The organism is Variovorax sp. YR750 (genome assembly GCF_900109805.1).
Classification (GTDB): domain Bacteria; phylum Pseudomonadota; class Gammaproteobacteria; order Burkholderiales; family Burkholderiaceae_C; genus Variovorax; species Variovorax gossypii.
Genome location: NZ_FOBJ01000002.1, coordinates 258,714 through 276,171, shown reverse-complemented (window position 1 = coordinate 276,171; position 17,458 = coordinate 258,714). Strand labels below are relative to the sequence as shown.

Annotated in this window: 11 protein-coding genes; all 11 read right to left on the bottom strand. The window is 68.7% G+C overall.

Going from position 1 to position 17,458, the window contains the following annotated elements:
* Positions 1-38 precede the first annotated feature (38 nt).
* The 11 genes from pbpC to BMY35_RS04730 all read right to left on the bottom strand — a co-directional run bounded on the left by pbpC (position 39) and on the right by BMY35_RS04730 (position 17,355).
* Entirely contained in the window at positions 39-2,342 is a 2,304-nt protein-coding gene (gene pbpC, locus BMY35_RS04780; protein ID WP_093195857.1) for a penicillin-binding protein 1C, read from the bottom strand.
* 143 nt (positions 2,343-2,485) lie between these two features.
* Positions 2,486-8,509 (bottom strand): alpha-2-macroglobulin family protein, encoded by a 6,024-nt coding sequence (locus BMY35_RS04775; protein ID WP_093195856.1) that lies wholly within the window; start codon positions 8,507-8,509, stop codon positions 2,486-2,488.
* 137 nt (positions 8,510-8,646) lie between these two features.
* The gene (locus BMY35_RS04770) at positions 8,647-9,117 is read right to left on the bottom strand and encodes a DUF2269 family protein (RefSeq protein WP_093195855.1); all 471 of its coding nucleotides are present in this window, start codon (positions 9,115-9,117) and stop codon (positions 8,647-8,649) included.
* Positions 9,114-9,491 carry a DoxX-like family protein gene (locus BMY35_RS04765; RefSeq protein ID WP_093195854.1) on the bottom strand — a complete coding sequence of 126 codons (378 nt, stop codon included), beginning with the start codon at positions 9,489-9,491 and terminating at the stop codon, positions 9,114-9,116. The genes BMY35_RS04770 and BMY35_RS04765 overlap by 4 nt, the downstream gene beginning before the upstream one ends.
* On the bottom strand, positions 9,488-9,994 hold the full coding sequence (locus tag BMY35_RS04760; protein WP_093195853.1) for an SRPBCC family protein: 507 nt from the start codon (positions 9,992-9,994) through the stop codon (positions 9,488-9,490). Before BMY35_RS04760 ends, BMY35_RS04765 begins: the two co-directional genes overlap by 4 nt.
* Positions 9,975-11,120, bottom strand: a complete 1,146-nt coding sequence (locus tag BMY35_RS04755; protein WP_093195852.1) for a saccharopine dehydrogenase family protein — start codon at positions 11,118-11,120, stop codon at positions 9,975-9,977. Before BMY35_RS04755 ends, BMY35_RS04760 begins: the two co-directional genes overlap by 20 nt.
* A complete protein-coding gene (locus BMY35_RS04750) occupies positions 11,117-12,763 on the bottom strand; it encodes an FAD-dependent oxidoreductase (RefSeq protein ID WP_093195851.1) in 1,647 nt (548 codons plus the stop codon). Before BMY35_RS04750 ends, BMY35_RS04755 begins: the two co-directional genes overlap by 4 nt.
* Positions 12,764-12,891: 128 nt before the next feature.
* Positions 12,892-14,448: a polyamine aminopropyltransferase gene (locus BMY35_RS04745; RefSeq protein ID WP_371287130.1), complete on the bottom strand. Its 1,557-nt coding sequence runs from the start codon at positions 14,446-14,448 to the stop codon at positions 12,892-12,894.
* Positions 14,445-14,663, bottom strand: a complete 219-nt coding sequence (locus BMY35_RS04740) for a DUF350 domain-containing protein (protein ID WP_019653703.1) — start codon at positions 14,661-14,663, stop codon at positions 14,445-14,447. The genes BMY35_RS04745 and BMY35_RS04740 overlap by 4 nt, the downstream gene beginning before the upstream one ends.
* 51 nt (positions 14,664-14,714) lie before the next feature.
* The gene (locus BMY35_RS04735) at positions 14,715-16,196 is read right to left on the bottom strand and encodes a DUF4178 domain-containing protein (protein WP_093195850.1); all 1,482 of its coding nucleotides are present in this window, start codon (positions 16,194-16,196) and stop codon (positions 14,715-14,717) included.
* A 106-nt stretch (positions 16,197-16,302) separates the two neighbouring features.
* Entirely contained in the window at positions 16,303-17,355 is a 1,053-nt protein-coding gene (locus BMY35_RS04730; protein WP_093195849.1) for an SPFH domain-containing protein, read from the bottom strand.
* Positions 17,356-17,458 lie beyond the last annotated feature (103 nt).

The following is a 17,458-nucleotide window of genomic DNA, read 5'->3' as shown; positions in this document are numbered from 1 at the left end:
TGACACAACCATGACATCGCCGTCCCGCCACCGCCCTTTCAGGGAGCGATGTCGACCGTCACTTCCCGCGACTCCGCACGCCCCTGGTCATCGACCGCGCGCAGCAGGTAGCGCCGGCCCGAGCTCGCGAGATCGGGCATCCAGGTGATGCCTTCGCCCGGCGCGGCGCGGCCGATGAGCGCGTCGTCCGCGAACCAGTAGATCGCCTGCGTGCCGGCCGCAGCCTCGGCGCGCAGCACCAGCGGCTCCGGCTTCTTCACGCGCAGCGGGTGGCGCACGCCGCGCAGCGGCGATGTGATGAGCGGCGCGCTGTCCGAGGACGCATCGCCTTCGCCGCCCTGCGCCTTCTCGCAGCCGTCGGAAGGCGCGCTCGCTCGCGGCAGCCCCGCCTGGCGGAACAGCCGGCGCATGTCGCTGCCCCATTGCTCCACCACCTGCTGCCGCGCGTTGGGCTGCGGGCCACAGACGACCTTGCCCGTCGTCTCGTCGACCCACACCGCGCGATGCAGGTTGCTGACCTGGATCGGCGACTTGCCGGCGATGAACCATGTCATGGTGCGCACCGGGCACAGCGCGTCGGGCAGGCCGCCGGTCGCCGAGCAGACTTCGACCTGGCGCAGGTCGGGCGGTCGGCGCGACGCCATCTCGCCGGGGTCCAGCCGCTCGGCGCGCAGCGCGTCGACCATGCGCAGGAAGAGCGGAGCGGCGGCATCCACGCCTACCAGCGCCGGGTTGCTGCTTCCATCGAAGTTGCCGACCCACACCACCAGCACGTGGCGGCCGAACACGCCGGCGGTCCAGGCATCACGGAAGCCCCACGAGGTGCCCGTCTTCCATGCGATGGCGGGGCGCGCGGGCAGCGTGGTGTCGGGACGCGGCGTGTGGCGCAGCATGTCGAGCGTGATGAACGATGCCTCTTCGCTCAGCAGGTGCAGCGGCTGCACGGGCTTCTCGTCGGGCGCGGGCTGCGTGTAGCGGATGGGCTGCGAGACGCCGCCGTTGGCCAGCGTCGCGTACATGCCGGCCAGTTCTTCCGGTGTGACCTCGCCGCCGCCCAGCACCAGCGCGAGGCCGTAGTGCTGTTCGCTCTGCAGCTTCTGCACGCCCGCAAGCCGCATGAAGTCATAGAGCCCCGGCTTCGAGAGCTTCGCGGCCACCGCCACCGCGGGCACGTTGCGGCTGCGGATCAGCGCCTCCTGCGCCGGCAGCGGCCCCGCGAAGCGATGGTCGAAGTTCTCGGGCGTGTAGGGGCCGAAGGAGGTTGGAGCATCTTTCAGCATCGTCTTCGGATGCAGCAGCCCCTGGTCGAGCGCCAGCGCATAGATGAAGGGTTTGAGCGTGGACCCGGGCGAGCGCTTGGCCTGCGTGCCGTTGACCTGTCCCGCGATGGCGTCGTTGTGCCAGTCGGCCGAGCCGATCAGCGCGCGCACCTGCATGGTCGAGGCGTCGAGCAGCAGGGCGCTCGCGTTCGTCATGCCCACGTCGGCATGCGCGCGCAGGTACTGCGCCATCACGCGTTCGAGCGTAGCCTGCATGCGCAGGTCGATGGTGGTTCGCACCTCCTGCACGCCTCGCTCCTGCGCAAGCAGCATGTCGGTGGCGTGCGGCGCGAGAAAGGGCAGGCTGCCGCGCGACTGCGCCGACAGCGCGAGCTGCGCGTCGGGCGCGTGCTGCTTCGCCGTCGGGTCGCGCTCGGCCCACAGCGCCCAAAGACGCTCTCGTGCCGACTGCAGCTCGGCATTGCGCCCGCGCTCGGCGATGCGCTTGACGGGGTTCTGCGGAATCACCGCGAGCGTCAGCGCCTCGGGCAGGCTCAGCTTGGCGGCGTCCTTACGGAAGTAGATGAGGCTCGCGGCCTGCACGCCCTCGATGTTGCCGCCATAGGGCGCAGTGTTGAGATACGCCTCCAGGATGTCGTGCTTGCTGAAGCGCGCCTCCAGCCATAGCGCGGCGAAGATCTGCGCGACCTTGCCTGTGGGCGTGCGGCTGTCGATGCCATAGACGCGCCGCGCGAGCTGCATCGTGAGCGTGGAGCCGCCCTGCCTGCGCTCGCCGCTCGCGATGCGCCACGCGCTGCGCACCAGCGCGGCCGGGTTGACGCCGGGGTGCGCGTAGAAGCGCCGGTCCTCGTAAAGCAGCACCGCATCGACCAGCGTGGGCGAGATGCGTTCCAGCGGCACCCAGAGCCGGTACTGCTCATCGGCCGCAAGGGTGAGCCGCATCAGCTCGCCGCCTTGCGCATAGACCGCGCGCGAGCTGCCGACGGTTTCGCTCAGCGGGGCGTGGGGCCACAGGCGCAGCAGCGCGAGCAGGAAGACGACGGCTGCGAAGGCGATGGCCATTCTCTTCCTCCCTCTCCCTCCGGGAGAGGGTTGGGGTGAGGGCATCGGCGATGGATCGAGCGCGGGAGCCATGGTGGTACCGCCCCCTCACCCTAACCCTCTCCCGCAAGCGGGAGAGGGGACAAGGCAAGAGCGCGTCATGATCAGTTCGCCACCACCTGGAAGCGCGCACCGGCCGAGCGCGAGAGCACGCGCCGGTCGTACATCGCCTCGCCGTACGCCGCCGGCACCACGTAGTCGCCCACGTTGGTGGCGCGCGCCTTGTAGGTCACCTCGAGCAGGTCCTTGCCGATGCCGCCGTAGAACACGACGCGGTCCTCGCGGATGTCGGCGTACTGCACCTTCCACGATCCGCCGCCGCCCAGGCGCTTCTTCCAGATGGGCGCGTCGGCGTTGGCGGCATCGTCGTCGCCCACGGCCTGCAGCACCGGCTCCAGGCCGCCCGGCAGCACGTCGACCAGGGCGACGTCGTTGATCTGCGCGCGCTCCAGGCTGCGCACGCGCACCCGCACCGTGACCTCTTCGCCGAGCTTGGCCTTGGTGACGGGGTTGCCCTTGGCGTCGAGCACCTCGTGGAAGATCTCCATGCCCTTGTTCACCGGCGTGGCGGGCACGTTGCGCTCGAAGCCCTGTTCGGCCCAGCTGTAGTACAGGTTGAAGTCGCTGTCGTTCGACAGCCTCAGCTTCGCCGTGCCGGCCGGCACCGCGGCGCGCGTGATCGGGTTCACCGCGCCCAGCGCGAGCGCCGCGGCCTGGCCTTGCGCGTTGACGGTGCTCGCCGAGAGCTTGCCTTCCACGTTCTGCCCGACCGCCTCGAAGTACGAGTCGACCGCGAGCAGCATCGAGGCCGACGACAGGCTGTTGTACCAGCCGTCGCGGACCATCTCGGCCATGCCTTCCCACACCGCGGGCTTCAGCGTCTTCAGCCGCGTGGGGAAGTGGCGGCCCACCAGGTGCAGCGTCATGCTGTCGTGCACCAGCGGGTCGTAGTAGGAGCCCCAGACGTTGCGGCGCTGCTTCTTCTCGCTGCGCGCGAGCAGGTCGGCCCACACCGGGTCGAGCAGCTCGTTGGCCACCTGCTCCTGCTTCACGAGCTGATAGCTCGCGGCGAGATACACGGCGCCGAGATCGTCGCCCCAGCCCGCGCCCTGCCGCGACAGCTGGTTGCGGCGGGCTTCGCGCAGGTTGGCCAGCGCGGCCGGCGCGACGATGCCCTGGCGCGTCAGCAGGTAGGCCGCCTGCGTGCGCTGGCGCCAGCCGTCGAGCGTGTTGTCGCCGCTGCCGAGCCAGCCCTGCAGGTATGTGTCGGCCTTCTGCAGCAGGTCCTGCGGCACGGGCAGCTTGTGGTCCTTGGCCTCGACCAGCAGCTGCACCGCATAGAGCGTGGCGAAGGGGTCGGTGCCGGCGCCGGGCCACAACGAGAAGCCGCCGTCGGCCGTCTGCCGCGCGCGCAGCTGCACCAGGTAGCGTTCGAAGGTCTTGCGCGCCTCCGGCAGCGGGCCCTGCTCCGCGGTGCGGCCGCGCGACATTTCCTTCACCAGCTCGGGGCGGCCCGACAGCAGCACGGCCGGAAAGGTCTGGCTCGTGATCTGCTCGGTGCAGCCGTGCGGATAGGCCTCCAGGTACTGCATGAGGCCGGTCGCGAAGGCCCAGGGCGCGGCCGACACGGCCACGTCGCTCTGGCGGAAGTTCGGATACAGGTCGGCCTGGCTCGAGATTTCTCCCGCGCGCTGGAAGCTGCCGGCCTGCACCAGCGTGACGAAGGGCGACGCGGGCCGCACGCTCACCTCGGTGGACAGGCGCGCGCTGTAGTTCTTGTGCGTCGAGGTGAACACCAGCGCGGAAGAACCCAGCACCGCCTGCTCGCCCGGTTTGGCACGCACGTTGAACCTGGTGCTGGCTTCGCCGCGCTCGTTGACCTTGAGCGTCTGCGTGGCCTCGCCCACCACTTCGAGCCCGCCCGATGCGGTGAGCGTGAGCGCGATGGGTGCTTCCTTGCCCGATCCCACGATGTTGTTGGCCAGGCCCACGCCCACCTCGACGGTGTCGCCGGGCGCCATGGCCAGCGGTGCGTTCGGCAGGATCACCATGTCGCCGCGCACCACGGTGCGGGTGCTCTTGGCGGCGGTGGTCTCGTCGTTCACGGCCACGGCCATCACGCGCAGGCTGCCGTTGAAGCTCTCTGGCACGGTGTAGCTGAACTCGCGGCTGCCGTTCACGTCCACCAGGCCCGACCAGTAGGTCACCGGCTTGTCGCGCTTGCGCTTGAACGGGTTCAGGTGCTTGCCGAGCTCGCCTTCGCCGTCACCGCCGGGCGCCGCGCCCTGCATGAGCTTCTTGAACTCGGGCAGGATCAGGTCGAGCGTCTGCAGCGTGCCGACTTCGAGCGCGCGCTTCTGGAAGAAGTGCTTCAGCGGATCGGGCGTCTTGTAGCGCGCCACCTGCAGGATGCCTTCGTCCACCGCGAACACCACGGCGCGCGTGGGCTTGTCGCTGGTGAGCTTCATCTTCACGGTCTGCCCCGGCTTCACCAGCTCGGTGCTGGTGAGCTGCAGGTTGGCGGTGCGTTTCGTCAGCGCGGTGGCGAAGGGCACCACACCGTACGACAGCGGGCTCATGTAGACCTCGTCGGAGGCCGGGTCGCGCACGAAGTGCACGTTGATGTAGCCGGTGCCCTCGAAGTCCTTGGGCACGGTGATCTTCTGCACCGATGCGGTCTTGTCGGTCTTGAACCATGCATGCGCGTACACCTTGTCGCGCTCGATGGTGATGAGGCCCGCGCCCACGTACGGCGCGCGGATGCTCACCGAGATCTCCTGGCCCGGCTCGTAGTCCTTGCGGTCGAGCGTGAGCTGCAGCTCGGCGTTGCGGTCGAGCGAGCGCGACACGTTGGCGTTGCCCGCCACGCTGTACTCCACGCGGTTGAGCTCCAGCCCCTGCGCGTTGCGCACCACGTAGGCGAAGTTGCCGGGCGCGGCGGTGTCCAGCACCACGTTGTTGCCGACCGCGGCGATGGCGAAGGGCTTCTCGTCGAGCACGATCTCCTTGCGGCGCGACTCGTAGCGGTACAGGCCGTTGTCCTGCTTGATGAGCACCGACAGCACCTTGCGCTCGACGCGCTCGATCTTCAGGTCGGCCACAGCCGTCTTCTTCGCGCGCGGGTCGATGGCGATCACGGTGGCGTTGCGCGTGGCGCCCTTGCTCACGTAGCTGGTGTCGCCGTCGACCTTCACGCCGATGAGGTAGGGCATGTCGCTCACCAGCGTCTGCGCCTCGGCCGACACGCTGCGCCCGCCCTCGGGCTCGAAGGCCTTGGCGAGCACGTGCACCTGGTAGGTGGCGGCGTCGAAGCGCGAGAGGCGCAGGTCGAACTCGGCCTTGCCGTCGGCGCTGGTCTGCACGCTGCCCAGGTCGTCCACCTGCTTCTCGGTGGCGCGCTGCGGGTCGAAGAAGGCGTAGTCGGTGAAGGCACGGAACACCGGGAAGCCGGGGCTCAGCGTGAGCGTGCCTTCCACCTTGCGGTCGGGCGCGGGCGTGCCGAAGAGGTTCTGCACGTCGATCTGCGCCTTCAGGTCCTTGGGGCTCACCCAGCCTTCGGCGACTTCATTGCTGAGCTTGGCCGTGACCTTGGTGCGGTCGGGCAGGAACTCCTGCACCTTCACGGTGGTGCTGCCGATCAGCAGGCTCTCGACCTCGGGCGCGCCGGGCGACGACTGGCGCGGCAGGTAGAGGTTGACGGCGTAGTTGCCGGTGGGCGAGGTGTCCTGCGTGGTGTGGGCGATCTCCGCCGCGCCGCCGGGGCCGAGCCGAAGCTTCTCGCGGCGCACGCTGAGGCCGCGCGCGTCGATGATCTCGGCTTCGAGCGGCAGGTCGCGCAGAGAAGTGCCCCAGTTGCCGGCCTTCACCATCATCGCGATGTGCATGGTGTCGCCGGGGCGGTAGATGCCGCGGTCGCTGAAGACATAAGCCGTCATCTGGTTCGGCACGCCGGCCGCGCGCAGGCCGCCGACGTCGAAACGGGAGATGTCCAGCGTGCGGTCGCTGCGGTTGAAGGGCAGGAAGCTCAGGTCGCCGTCCTTGCGCACGACCAGCACCACCGGCGCCTTCTCGCGCTGGTAGCCGGCGAGGTTGGGCAGCTTGGCCGCGCCCGTCGCGTCGGTGGCCTGCGACGCGACGATCATGCCGTTGCGGCCCCACACCTCCACCAGCGCGCCGGCCACGGGCTGGCCGCTGGCAATGCTCTGCACGAACACGTCGCGCGTGCCGTCGAGCGACTTCTTGGCGACGATGCCCAGGTCGGTGACGAGCACCAGTCGCTGGTCGACCTGCTGCTCGGGGCTGCCGCCTTCGCCGTTGTCGCCGCCGCCTTCCTCTTCGGAGGATTGCTCTTCCTGTTGCTGTTGCGCGTCCTCCGGCTGGCCTTCGCCCTCCGGCTTCTTCTTCGCCTTGGGGTCGTAGCCCTGCACCTTGAGCAGGAACACGCCACGGCGATCGGTCGCGTCGCTGCGCAGGTATTCGGCGAAGTCGACGGTCTCGTAGTGCGCCTTGCCGGCGGGAATGCTCAGCGGAATCTCCTTCTGGAAGCGGTCGACGAGGTTGTCCGACTGCAGGCCGCCGTAGAACTGCGGATGCGCGAAGTCGCCGTTGGTCTGCGTCACCAGGTGCTGCAGCTGCTGCGGCAGCAGGCGGCCGATTTCGAGGCGGATGCCGGGCAGGTCGCGCACGAGAATCGGCAGCTTGCGTTCGCCCGAGAGCGCGAGCAGCGAGCCCTGGCTCATGATGGTGAGTTCGGGCGCGAAGGTCTTGAGCAGGCGCACGTCCTGGCGCGCGGCGCCCAGCTGGTAGCCGCCGGGCGTCTTCAGGCCCTTGGCCACGCGCACCAGCAGGTAGCGCCCGCCCTCCGCCTGCGGCATGCGGAAGCTGACCATCTCGGTCACCTCGCGCTCGCTGGCGATGGGCTGCAGGTTGAGCTTCTTCGCACGGCGCAGCACCGCGTCGGTGACCTTCGACGGATCGGCGGACCAGTCGAACTTCTCGTCGGGATCGCCCTTGGCTTCTTCCGTCACGGGCAGCAGCCAGGCCTGCACCACGCGAGCCATCTCTCGCTCATGCACCGGCATGGAGGCGGTGACCTGCATCACGTGCTCGGGCTCGCCGTTCTCGCCGGTGACGATGGTGGGCTCGATGCCGGAGATGGACAGGCTGTAGAGGCCCGGAATGTCGACCGCGCGCGACTGGTCGTTGCGAAGCGCCGGTCCGCCCTTCTGCGCCACCGTGCCGGCCGTGAGGCTCAGGATCGCGGGCCGCGTCTTCTCGGGAATGGGCAGCGGCTCCGACTGCAGCGTGGCGATGAGGCGCAGCTTGTCGTAGCTGACGGTGAACTTCTCGCTCGCGCACTTGCCCACGCTGAAGAAGGAGCTGCTGCAGGGCTGGTCGTAGGTCAGCACCAGGCGCTTCTCGAACTCGGCCGTGTTGACGGGGTGCGAGAAGCGCACCTGGAAGAGCGCGCGGCGCACGTTGGCCTGGACCGGGTCCTGGTAGAACTCGGCACCTATGAACTGCGCGGTGAACTCGGGCGAAGTGAACTCGTACTTGCGCTGCGCCAGCTCGATGTGCGGCGCGAGGGCGCTGTCGGCAATCTGCACCTTGTAGGGCTGGCCGACGGGCCAGTCCTGGGCGGGCAGGAATTCGAGCCGGTTCTGCTTTGTCCACGTCCATCGACCGGCGATGGCGGGCTCGATGGTGACACCGGTGGCTTCCTGTCCGACGCGCGCAATGGGCGCCACGGAGGCCGAGAAGTTGATGACGTAGGGGTTGGGGCCCTTGTCGAATTCGATCTGCGTGCGCTGCGGCGAATCGGCCTTCGCGGTGGCGACCACGGGTTCGACGCGATCGGGCGTGAGGCCGTGCCACCACTTCATCACATGGGGATGGGCGATCCAGCCGGCCAGTGCGAGCAGCACAAGCACCACGAGCCACGCGAGGCGCTGCTGCAGCCATTGAAGTCCCAGAAGAAGGAAGGCGCCCAGGATGCGCAGCCACCCCGGGGGTCGCCAGGAACCGATGAGCCCGCGGGCCAGCGGACGCAGGAAGCCGAGCGCGCGGCCCAGCCCGGTGAAGAGCACGTCGCTGATCGACGCGAGTTTTCTGTTGGCGACTTGAAGCATGGAAGCTCCCCACTGTTTTTTTGTTGGCGCCCGCGAGTGTGCGAGCCATCTGTGAAGCAATCGCGCTGTGTGTGAAGTCTTCGTGAAAACCGCACAGGCCCGCGCCGGGCCTTCTTTCATCAGTTCATTTCAACGGCTCATAGCTGGGGCTTGGTCACCATCAGGTAGAACACGACCACCATGGCCGCGAAGGCCGGATAGCCCAGCAGTTCCCACCAGCGTTGGTAGCGCGCATAGAGCGGCGGCAAGGGCGCCGCATTGCGATGCGCCTGCGCCGCGATGGCCGCCATGCGGATCTGCAGCCACACCACCGGCAGCCAGCAGGCGCCCGCGAAGACGAACAACGCCAGCGACAGCGCAAGCCACGGCGTGGACAGCGGAAAGCCCGCCATGTGCGCCAGCGCGAAGCCGGTGGCCGGCTGCAGGATGACGGTGGGCGTGGTGAACCACCAGTCGGCGCGCACCACCAGCCGGCTCACCACCGCCTGCGCGGGCACGCTGCCGCTGCGGTTGGCGAAGAACATGTAGAAGGCGGAGCCCAGCCCCGTTCCGACCATCAGCACGCTGGAGACGATGTGCAGCCACTTGAGGACGAGGTAGGTGTTCATGGCGCGGCGCGACGAAGCAGGTGCCACAGCAGGGCGGCGATGGGAAGGTTCTTCAGCAGCGGGCCCAGCGGATGCAGCCACAGGCCGGGCTGCAGCACGGTTGCCACCAGCGTCATGACGAGCATCAGGGCAAGGGCCGCGGCATAGCTGGCGCGCCCGGGCCACCGCAACAGCGCGATGCCGACCGCGAGATCGGCCGCCGCGCCGCCGACGACCAGCCCCTGCACCAGCCACTGCGGCGACGCGATGCCCGCGGCAGCCAGCACGTCACGGCTCTGGCCGTTCAGTTCGACGACGCTGACCACGGCGGTGACCAGCCAGACGGCGACGAGGCTGTAGCGCAGCAGGCGTTCCTCCGCAGCGGAATCCTTCACGTGGAGGAGCCTCCGTGCTCAGTGCGCTGCCACGCAACGACTTCATGCGCATGCTTAGCCAGGAACGCATGCATGCGCGCGAAGCGCCGCCGCGTCTGCCGTGCGAAGACCCACGCGACCACAGGCTCCAGCAACCAGCGCAACGCCTTCGGCCCCGCCTCGATGGTGTAGACATAAATGAGAACCGAATGGCCCGGCTGCGCATCGCGGTGCCGCATGGAAGCGGCCCAGCGGCTGAAGGGGAAAGAGCGACCGACCATCGAGGCCGCAGCCACATGCGGTCGGTCGAAGCTCACGAAGCGCGTTCGCATCGACAAGCCGCGCAACCAGCCGTGGCCCGTATTCTCCGTCTCGGCCCCGACAAAAGGACAGGGCGCGCCGCCCACCACGCGGGCGTTGCCGACCAGCGAGTCCCAGCGTGCGCGCCACAGGTGGTAGTGGAAAGCGTCGAATACCACGTCGGCAGGCGCCGGCATGTCGAACTCAAATCGCCGGTGCGCCATGGCCTGCCACTGTGATTGGCGCTTCTTCGACCACGTCGGTCACCATGCCCCAGCGCGCGAACTCCGGCTCGAACTCCGGCAAAGCCAGCAGACTCATGCAGGCATGCGCGCCAACGGGCAGCGCTGAATCGCCGTTCGCGAGCCGGCGCGCCAGCAGGATCGCGGCCATGCACGGGATTTCCGGCCCATGGTTGTCGTCGGCCGCGATGTGCCAGGCACGGCGTGCCGGCCGGCCCTGTGCATCGGTGCCTTCGACGCGCACGACCATTCCGCCCAGCGCCGTGCCCAACGCGTCGAACACGCCACCGGCGGAATGCAGCAGGGGCGCCAGCCTCTGCGGCGCCGGCAGCAGTCCCGCGCGGCGCATGAAGGCCAGGAAGGCGAAGGCGCGCTGCGCCAGCCCGACTTCGAGCGCAGCGCGGAACATCACCGACTGCACTCCAACGTAGCGCGCCGGAAAGAGTTCCAGATCGGGAATGTCGCAAAGCGCCCCGCGCCGCGGCTTCATGCGCGCGAACTCGACCTTCACCGGATCGGCCCAGCCGGGCATCTCGACCCAGCCGCCTTCTTGCCAGACGCGGATCGGCTCGCCGCAGTACGCGAGCACGCCGGCCAGCGTGGCCTCGCCGCGCGACGCGCCCTGCGCCGGGGCAATGCAGATATCGATGCTGCGGACGCCTTGCCAGCCGGCCGCGAGATGGTCGACCACGGCGGACGACAGTGCAGGCACGGTGCTGGCGCCGCTCACCGCGGTGCGGCTGGCGCTGCGAAAGGCGGCGTCCAAAGCAGCAGGAACGCCGCACACGAAGCGCCGTCCGTCAGCCAGGTCGATGTAGTGCGCACCCGCCGTCGCGACGGCCTGCGGCACGCGGTAGTCCTGGTTCTGGAAGGGGCCGGCGGTGTGGATCACCAGCTCCACGCCAAGGCCGCGCAGGGTGCCGGCGAGATCGGCGGCCTGCACGTCGATGCGTACGCCGCTCGCGGCCGCGCCCAGCGATGACGCGAAGGCCGTGGCGCGCTGAGCGTCGCGCCCCGCCACCAGCAGTTCGATGCCGGGGCTGCCGGCCAGCGCGCGGCTGATGCGCGCGCCGAAGTTGCCGTAGCCGCCGAGCACCACGACCTTCATGCCGCCGCCACCGCGTCCGTTCCAGCGACATGCCCGCGCGTGAAAGCTTCTTCGAAGATCGAGTAGCCCGACCAGTCCGCATGCGCAAACGACAGCCGGCCCGCCGCCACGCTGCCGCGGTGCGCCGCATCAGGCGCGCTGCGCTGCGAGCCGATCTGCGCCAGCAGGCCGGGCCTGGGGATGGACATGGCGTGCCCGTAGCGCGTGATCTCGATGCGCGAGACCAGCGAGGGCAGGTCGGGGTGCGGCACCGACAGCTCTGCGAGCAGGTCGTCGCGCCAGCCGGTCCAGGGGCGCTCCAGCAACAGCTTGCGGCCGTCGGCGGTGTCGTAGCCGCTCGGGCCCAGCGGGCGGTACCAGCTCAGCACGGTGCCGCGCGGCGTGGGGTCCAGCGTCTGGTGCCGCGCGTCGACATAGCCGAGGCCCCTGGTGCCGTAGATCACGTTGTCCCAGCTCGGCGCTGCGCCCACGCGGTCGGCCAGCGGGCCGCGCAGGTGGATGTTGGCCACCAGCCAGGGCGCGTAGCGCACGTGCGCCGCGGCGTTCTTCAGAACCTCGGGCGGGTTCTGGACCACGCGCGCGGCGATGAACACGGGCAGTGCGACGATGCAGCGCTCGGCCTGCCAGCGCACCATGGATTTCGATGCCGCGTCCCACGCATCGACCTCAACGCCGTCGCGCACTTCGGCGATGCGCGTGACGACGCTGCCGGTGCGCAGGCGCTCGCCGAGCGGCCTGGCAAGCTGCTTCGTGAGCCAGCCGTTGCCTTCCGGCCAGGTGAGGATGCCGTCGCGCTCGGGGCTCGAATCGTTGACGCTGCCCGTCGGATCGCCGGGCGCGTGGAAGCCGTGCCGGCTCGCGAAATAGTGGATGCCGGCCCAGGCCGACACCTGCCCGATGCCGGCGCCGTAGTCGTCGCGGCAGCAGTAGTCGAGGTACCAGCGCAGCTGCACGTCGCTGAAGCCTTCGGTGTCGAGCCAGCTCTCGAAGCTGAGGGCGTCGAGCGCCAGCAGCTCGGGCGTGATGGCGACCTTGAGCGTCGGAATGGCGAAGTGCGCGGCGTGCTGCAACGCATCCATGCGCTGCGCGAACCTGCGGTACTGCGCGAGCGTGGCTTCGCCCACGCCGTGCACGGGCAGCAGCCCGTCCTGCCATTCGCCGTGGAAGAACAGGCGCTCCTGCGGACTGTGGCAGAGCGTGACCTCGTCGTATTCCCAGCGGCCCGCCACGCGGCGGCGCAGGCCGAGTTCTTCCAGCAGATCCTGCACCTCGCGCGCGTCGTCGCCCGGCACCGGCAGGTAGTGCGCGCCGAGCGGGCAAGCGATGCCGTTGACCATGCCGCCGCGCGCGTTGCCTCCCGCGGTGTCCTCCAGTTCGAGCAGCGCGAAGTCGTCGATGCCCGAGAGCCGCAGCGCACGGGCCGCGGCGAGGCCCGCGACGCCGCCGCCGGCGATGACGACGCGAGTGCGCTTAACCGTGGCGGGCGTCGTACTCCCGAGAGCGCCATCGCGCATCGCGTGGCCGCGATTGACGTCGATGCCGGTAAAGCCGCCTTCGATGGGCGGCGCAGGCGCCTCGCAGCCCGCGAGCGCGAGAGCACCCGCGGCCCCCGCCGCAGCCCCGAGAAATCCGCGCCGCCTCATCCGCACCTGCCTGTTCGGCGTGTTCCAGGAACACCGCGGAACCGGCCCTGTCGGGCCGCAGGTGTTGCCCCCGGCGAGGGGGTTGGCGAAGCGACACGAAGTGCGCGAAGCCTGGGGGAGTGCATCATTCAGTGCGCCATGACCTTGCCCCACTCCTGTTCGTAGGTGGTGACGAGGATCTGGTTCGACAGCCGGTTCACTTCGGCCGGCACGCGCGCCATGTCGAGCGGAAAGTCGAACATCAGCGGCAGAGTGGTCGGGGAAAGGAATCGCAGGCCCGTCGGCAGGGCATCGGGCATGCGGTACGGCCGGCGGCTCGCGATGATGTAGCCCCATTCGCCGAAGCTGGGCACGTGCGCGTGGTACGGCGTGGCGCGCAGGCCCACCGATTCGATGGTGGCCGCCACGGTCCAGTAGCTCTTGCGCGCCACCAGCGGCGAGGTGGTCTGGATCACCGCATAGCCGCTGGCCGACAGGCGCTTCTCGAGCAGCGAGTAGAAGCTGTTGGTGTAGAGCTTGCCGATGGCGAAGTTGGTCGGGTCCGGAAAGTCGACCACGATCACGTCGAACATGTCGCCCGGCTGCTGCAGCCACTGGAAGGCGTCGGTGTTGACGATCTTCACCTTCGGCGAGGAGAGCGAATGGCCGTTGAGCGCGGCCAGGGTTTCGTGCTCGGTGAAGAGCTTCGTCATGTTCGGATCGAGCTCCACCAGCGTGACCGACTCGACCGAGGGGTACTTGAGAATTTCACGCACCGCCATGCCGTCGCCGCCGCCGAGCACCGCGACCTTCTTCGGCGCGCCCTGCGCCGCCATCACCGGATGCACCAGCGCCTCGTGATAGCGGTATTCGTCGCGCTCGGCGAACTGCAGGTTGCCGTTGAGGAACAGCCGGTGCCCCAGCAGCCCGCGCGTGACCACGATGCGCTGGTAGGGCGAGGTGGCGCTGAAGACGATGCGGTCCTGGTAGAACTTGTCCTCGGCCAGCGTGGTGATGTGGTTGGCCCCGACGAAGGCCGCAACCAGCGCGGCCAGCGCGAGAAAGCAGGCGACGGCATGCGCGCCCACGCGGCGCAGCTCATGGCGGAAGAGCCACAGCGCCCAGACCGCCACGGCCGCGTTCATGAAGCCGAACAGCAGGCCGGTGCGGATCATGCCCAGTTGCGGCACCAGGATCAGCGGGAAGGCGACCGACACCGCCAGCGCGCCGAGGTAGTCGAAGGTGAGCACCTGCGACACCAGGTTCTTGAGCACGATGTTGCGCTTGAGGATGCGCATCACCAGCGGGATCTCGAGCCCCACCAGCGTGCCCACGACCATCACGAGCCCGTACAGCAGCAGCCGGAAGGCGCCGGGCACGTAGGCGTTGGCGAGGAACAGGATCGCCGGCAGCGCGCCGCCGATCAGCGCAACCAGCAGTTCGATGCGAAGGAAGTGCGCCGGCAGCTGGCGGTCGAAATAGCGCGAGAGCCAGGAGCCCACGCCCATCGCGAACAGGTAGGTGCCGATGATGGTGCTGAACTGCAGCACCGAGTCGCCCAGCAGGTAGGAGCTGAGCGCGGCCGCCGTGAGCTCGTAGACGAGTCCGCAGGCGGCGACCACGAACACGCTGGCGAGCAGCGCGATCTCGATCGGTTGCGGCCCCCGCGCGTCCGGGGTGCGCGCGGGCAGGGCCGCGTCGCTCAATGGATTGCAGCAGCCACGATGATGCTGATGCCCAGGCTCATTGCCGCCACGACGAGGCCCAGCGCCACGTTCTGCTTCTCGACGATCTCGCCCCACAGGTCGTAGGGCGTGATCTTGTCGATGATCAGGAAGCAGAGCCAGAAGATCACGACGCCGATCAGCGCGTACACGAGCGATCCGAGGACCACGCCCGGTTTCAGCCATTCAAATCCCATGGGGACCTCCAGTCGTAGTAATGATGAGAGACATCGCGTGCATCTTCGCCGTCATTTGTGGCCGCCGCCACTCGAATAGCCGCCGTAGGAGCCGCCCGAGCTGCGGTAGCCGCCCGACGAGCTGCTGCTGCAGGTGCTCAGGATGATCAGCAGGATGATGATCACCACGATGATGAGGATGATCGTGCCGCAGCCCAGGCTCGAGGCCGCGCTCACGGGCAGCGCGTCGGCGCGCTTGAACATGTCCTTCTTCGCGTCGAGCTTGAAGGCGGTGGCGACCGCGCCGCTGTCGATCTTGCTGCCCGACGACCAGGTGAGCTCGTTGGTCGAGCGCTCCATCGACAGCAGCGCGCCGCCACTGGCGAAGTCGCGGTTGAAGGTCTTCTGGCCGCGCTCGACCTGCCAGTAGAACTCGCCCGCCACGTAGGTGGTCTCGGCGTTGTAGGCGTACTGCTGCTGGTAGCGCTTGCCGAGGTAGGTGGCGCTGCTGCCGTTCTCGGCCATCACCGGCGCGCCGGTGGTCGGCTTGACCATGCTCCAGCCGTCCTCGGCGTCGACCAGGAAGCTGAAGCCCCGCTTCTTGTTGTAGAGCAGGTATTCGTCCCAGCCGAACTGCTCGTCGTCGCCGGGCTCGCTGCCCATGCGATGCTGGAAGCCCACCACCTGCCACTGCGCGCCCTGCAGCTGGCCCATGGTGCCCAGCGCGATGAGCGGGCGCACGGGCTCGTCCTGCGTGGCGTGCTTCAGCTCGCCGCCGATGCCCTGCGACAGGTCGATGATGCTGTTGCACGAGCCGCAGGTGATGCTCTTGCTGTCGGCCAGGTTGACGGTGACGGGCGAGCCGCAGTTCGGGCAGTTGAAGCTGCGGCCTTTCTCGTCCTTGGCGGACTCGGCGCGCAGGCCGGTGAGCTGCAGGTCCTCGAGCTGCACCGAGCGGCCGAGGTAGGCGCTGGGCTTGGCCGTTCCGTAGTCGATGCTGAGCACCAGGCCGCGGTCGTTGCGCAGTTCGACCATCGCGAACTGGCGGCCCAACTCCGGCAGGTGCGGCAGTTCGCCCTGGGCCGAGGTCAGCGCCACCTGCTCGTTCGAGGTGACGGTGTAGCTCTGGCCGGCGAAGGCGCTGGTGGCGCCCACACGCAGGTCGACCGGCGGGGGCGCGGCGCGCTGCAGGTCGAAGGGCAGGGCGAAGACGTAGGCGCCGTTGTCCTCGCTGAGGATGCCGGTGCGGTCGCCGTCGAGCGACGCGATCCATTCGGTCCAGCGGCCGCCGGGGTAGGTGTACTGCAGCCGGCCGATCAGCGTGAAGGGCTTGTCCTGGATGCGGCCGGCGGCGAACAGCTGGAGCGGGCTGAAGTCGTCGAACAGCTCCGCCATCTTGCCGGTGCGCGCGAGCGTGTCGCCCTGGCGCACGACGGTGCTCTGGCAGTAGGGACAGACCGCGTGCGTCGATTGCGCCGAGCGGAATTCGACCGGCGCCCCGCAGCCGGGGCAGGGCGCTCGGTAGTAGCGTTGGTTGCCGGTTTCCTCAGCCATGGCGTCTCATCAGCCATGGCACGGGCGGCCACGAGTATTTCAAGCCAACGAGGCTTCCGACGCCCGTCGAAGGGGCGTCAGGCGCTATGCGGAACATGGCGCCGCGTCAGACCAGTTTCTTCAGCAGTTCGGCCTTCTTGGCGTCGAACTCTTCCTGGGTCAGGATGCCCTTGGTCTTGAGCTCGCCCAGCTTCTCGAGCGTGGTCATCACGTCGGCGGCGCTCACCACGGCCACCGCGGGTTGCTGCTGCTGCGCCGCGGCGGCAGCCGCCGCGTTGGGGCTCAGGCCCTGCGCGAGGTTCTGCGCCAGCACCTGCCCGAGCGCCACGCCGGCGCCCAGGCCCATCGCGTCGCCCGCGATGCCGCTGCCACCGGCGGCAGCGCCCTCGGCGAACTTCGGAATGGCCTGCGCCGTCTGGTACTGCATGAACTTGCCCATGTCGTTGCCGACCATGCCCATGCCGATCTTCTGGTCGAGGATCTTCTGCAGCTCTTCGGGCAGCGAGACGTTCTGGACCGTGATGTTCTCGAGCTTGATGCCGATCTTCTCGAACTCGGGCACCAGCTGGGCAGCGAGCGCCTGCGCGAACTGGATCTGGTTGGCCGCGAGGTCGAGGAAGGGCACGCCGCTGGAGGCGATGGCGTTGCTGATGTTCTGCAGCACCAGGCCGCGCAGCTGGCCGTCGAGGTCGGCCACGGAATAGATGTCGCGCGTGCCGGAGATCTCGGTGTGGAAGGCCTTGGCGTCGCCGATGCGGAAGGAGTAGTTGCCGAAGGCGCGCAGGCGCACGGCGCCGAAGTCCTTGTCGCGGATGGTGATCGGCTGGGGCGTGCCCCACTTCTGGTCGACCTGCTGGCGGGTGCTGAAGAAGTAGACGTCGCTCTTGAAGGGGGACTCGAAGAGCTTGTCCCAGTTCTTCAGGTACGTGAGCACGGGCAGCGTCTGCGTCGTGAGCTTGTACATGCCGGGGCCGAACACGTCGGCCACCTTGCCTTCGTTGACGAAGACGGCAACCTGCGACTCGCGAACGGTGAGCGAGGCGCCGTTCTGGATTTCCATCTCCGCCATCGGGAAGCGCCAGGCGAGCGTGCCGTCGCCCGTCTCGGTCCACTGGATGATGTCGATGAACTGCTTCTTGATGAAATCCATCAGGGCCATGATCGGTCGCTCCTCGTCAGGTTTTTTCAGGTTTTGTCCGAACTGTGCATATTGCCACACCGGCATTGAGAAACACCCGTGCTATTGGTCATGGGCCCCACTG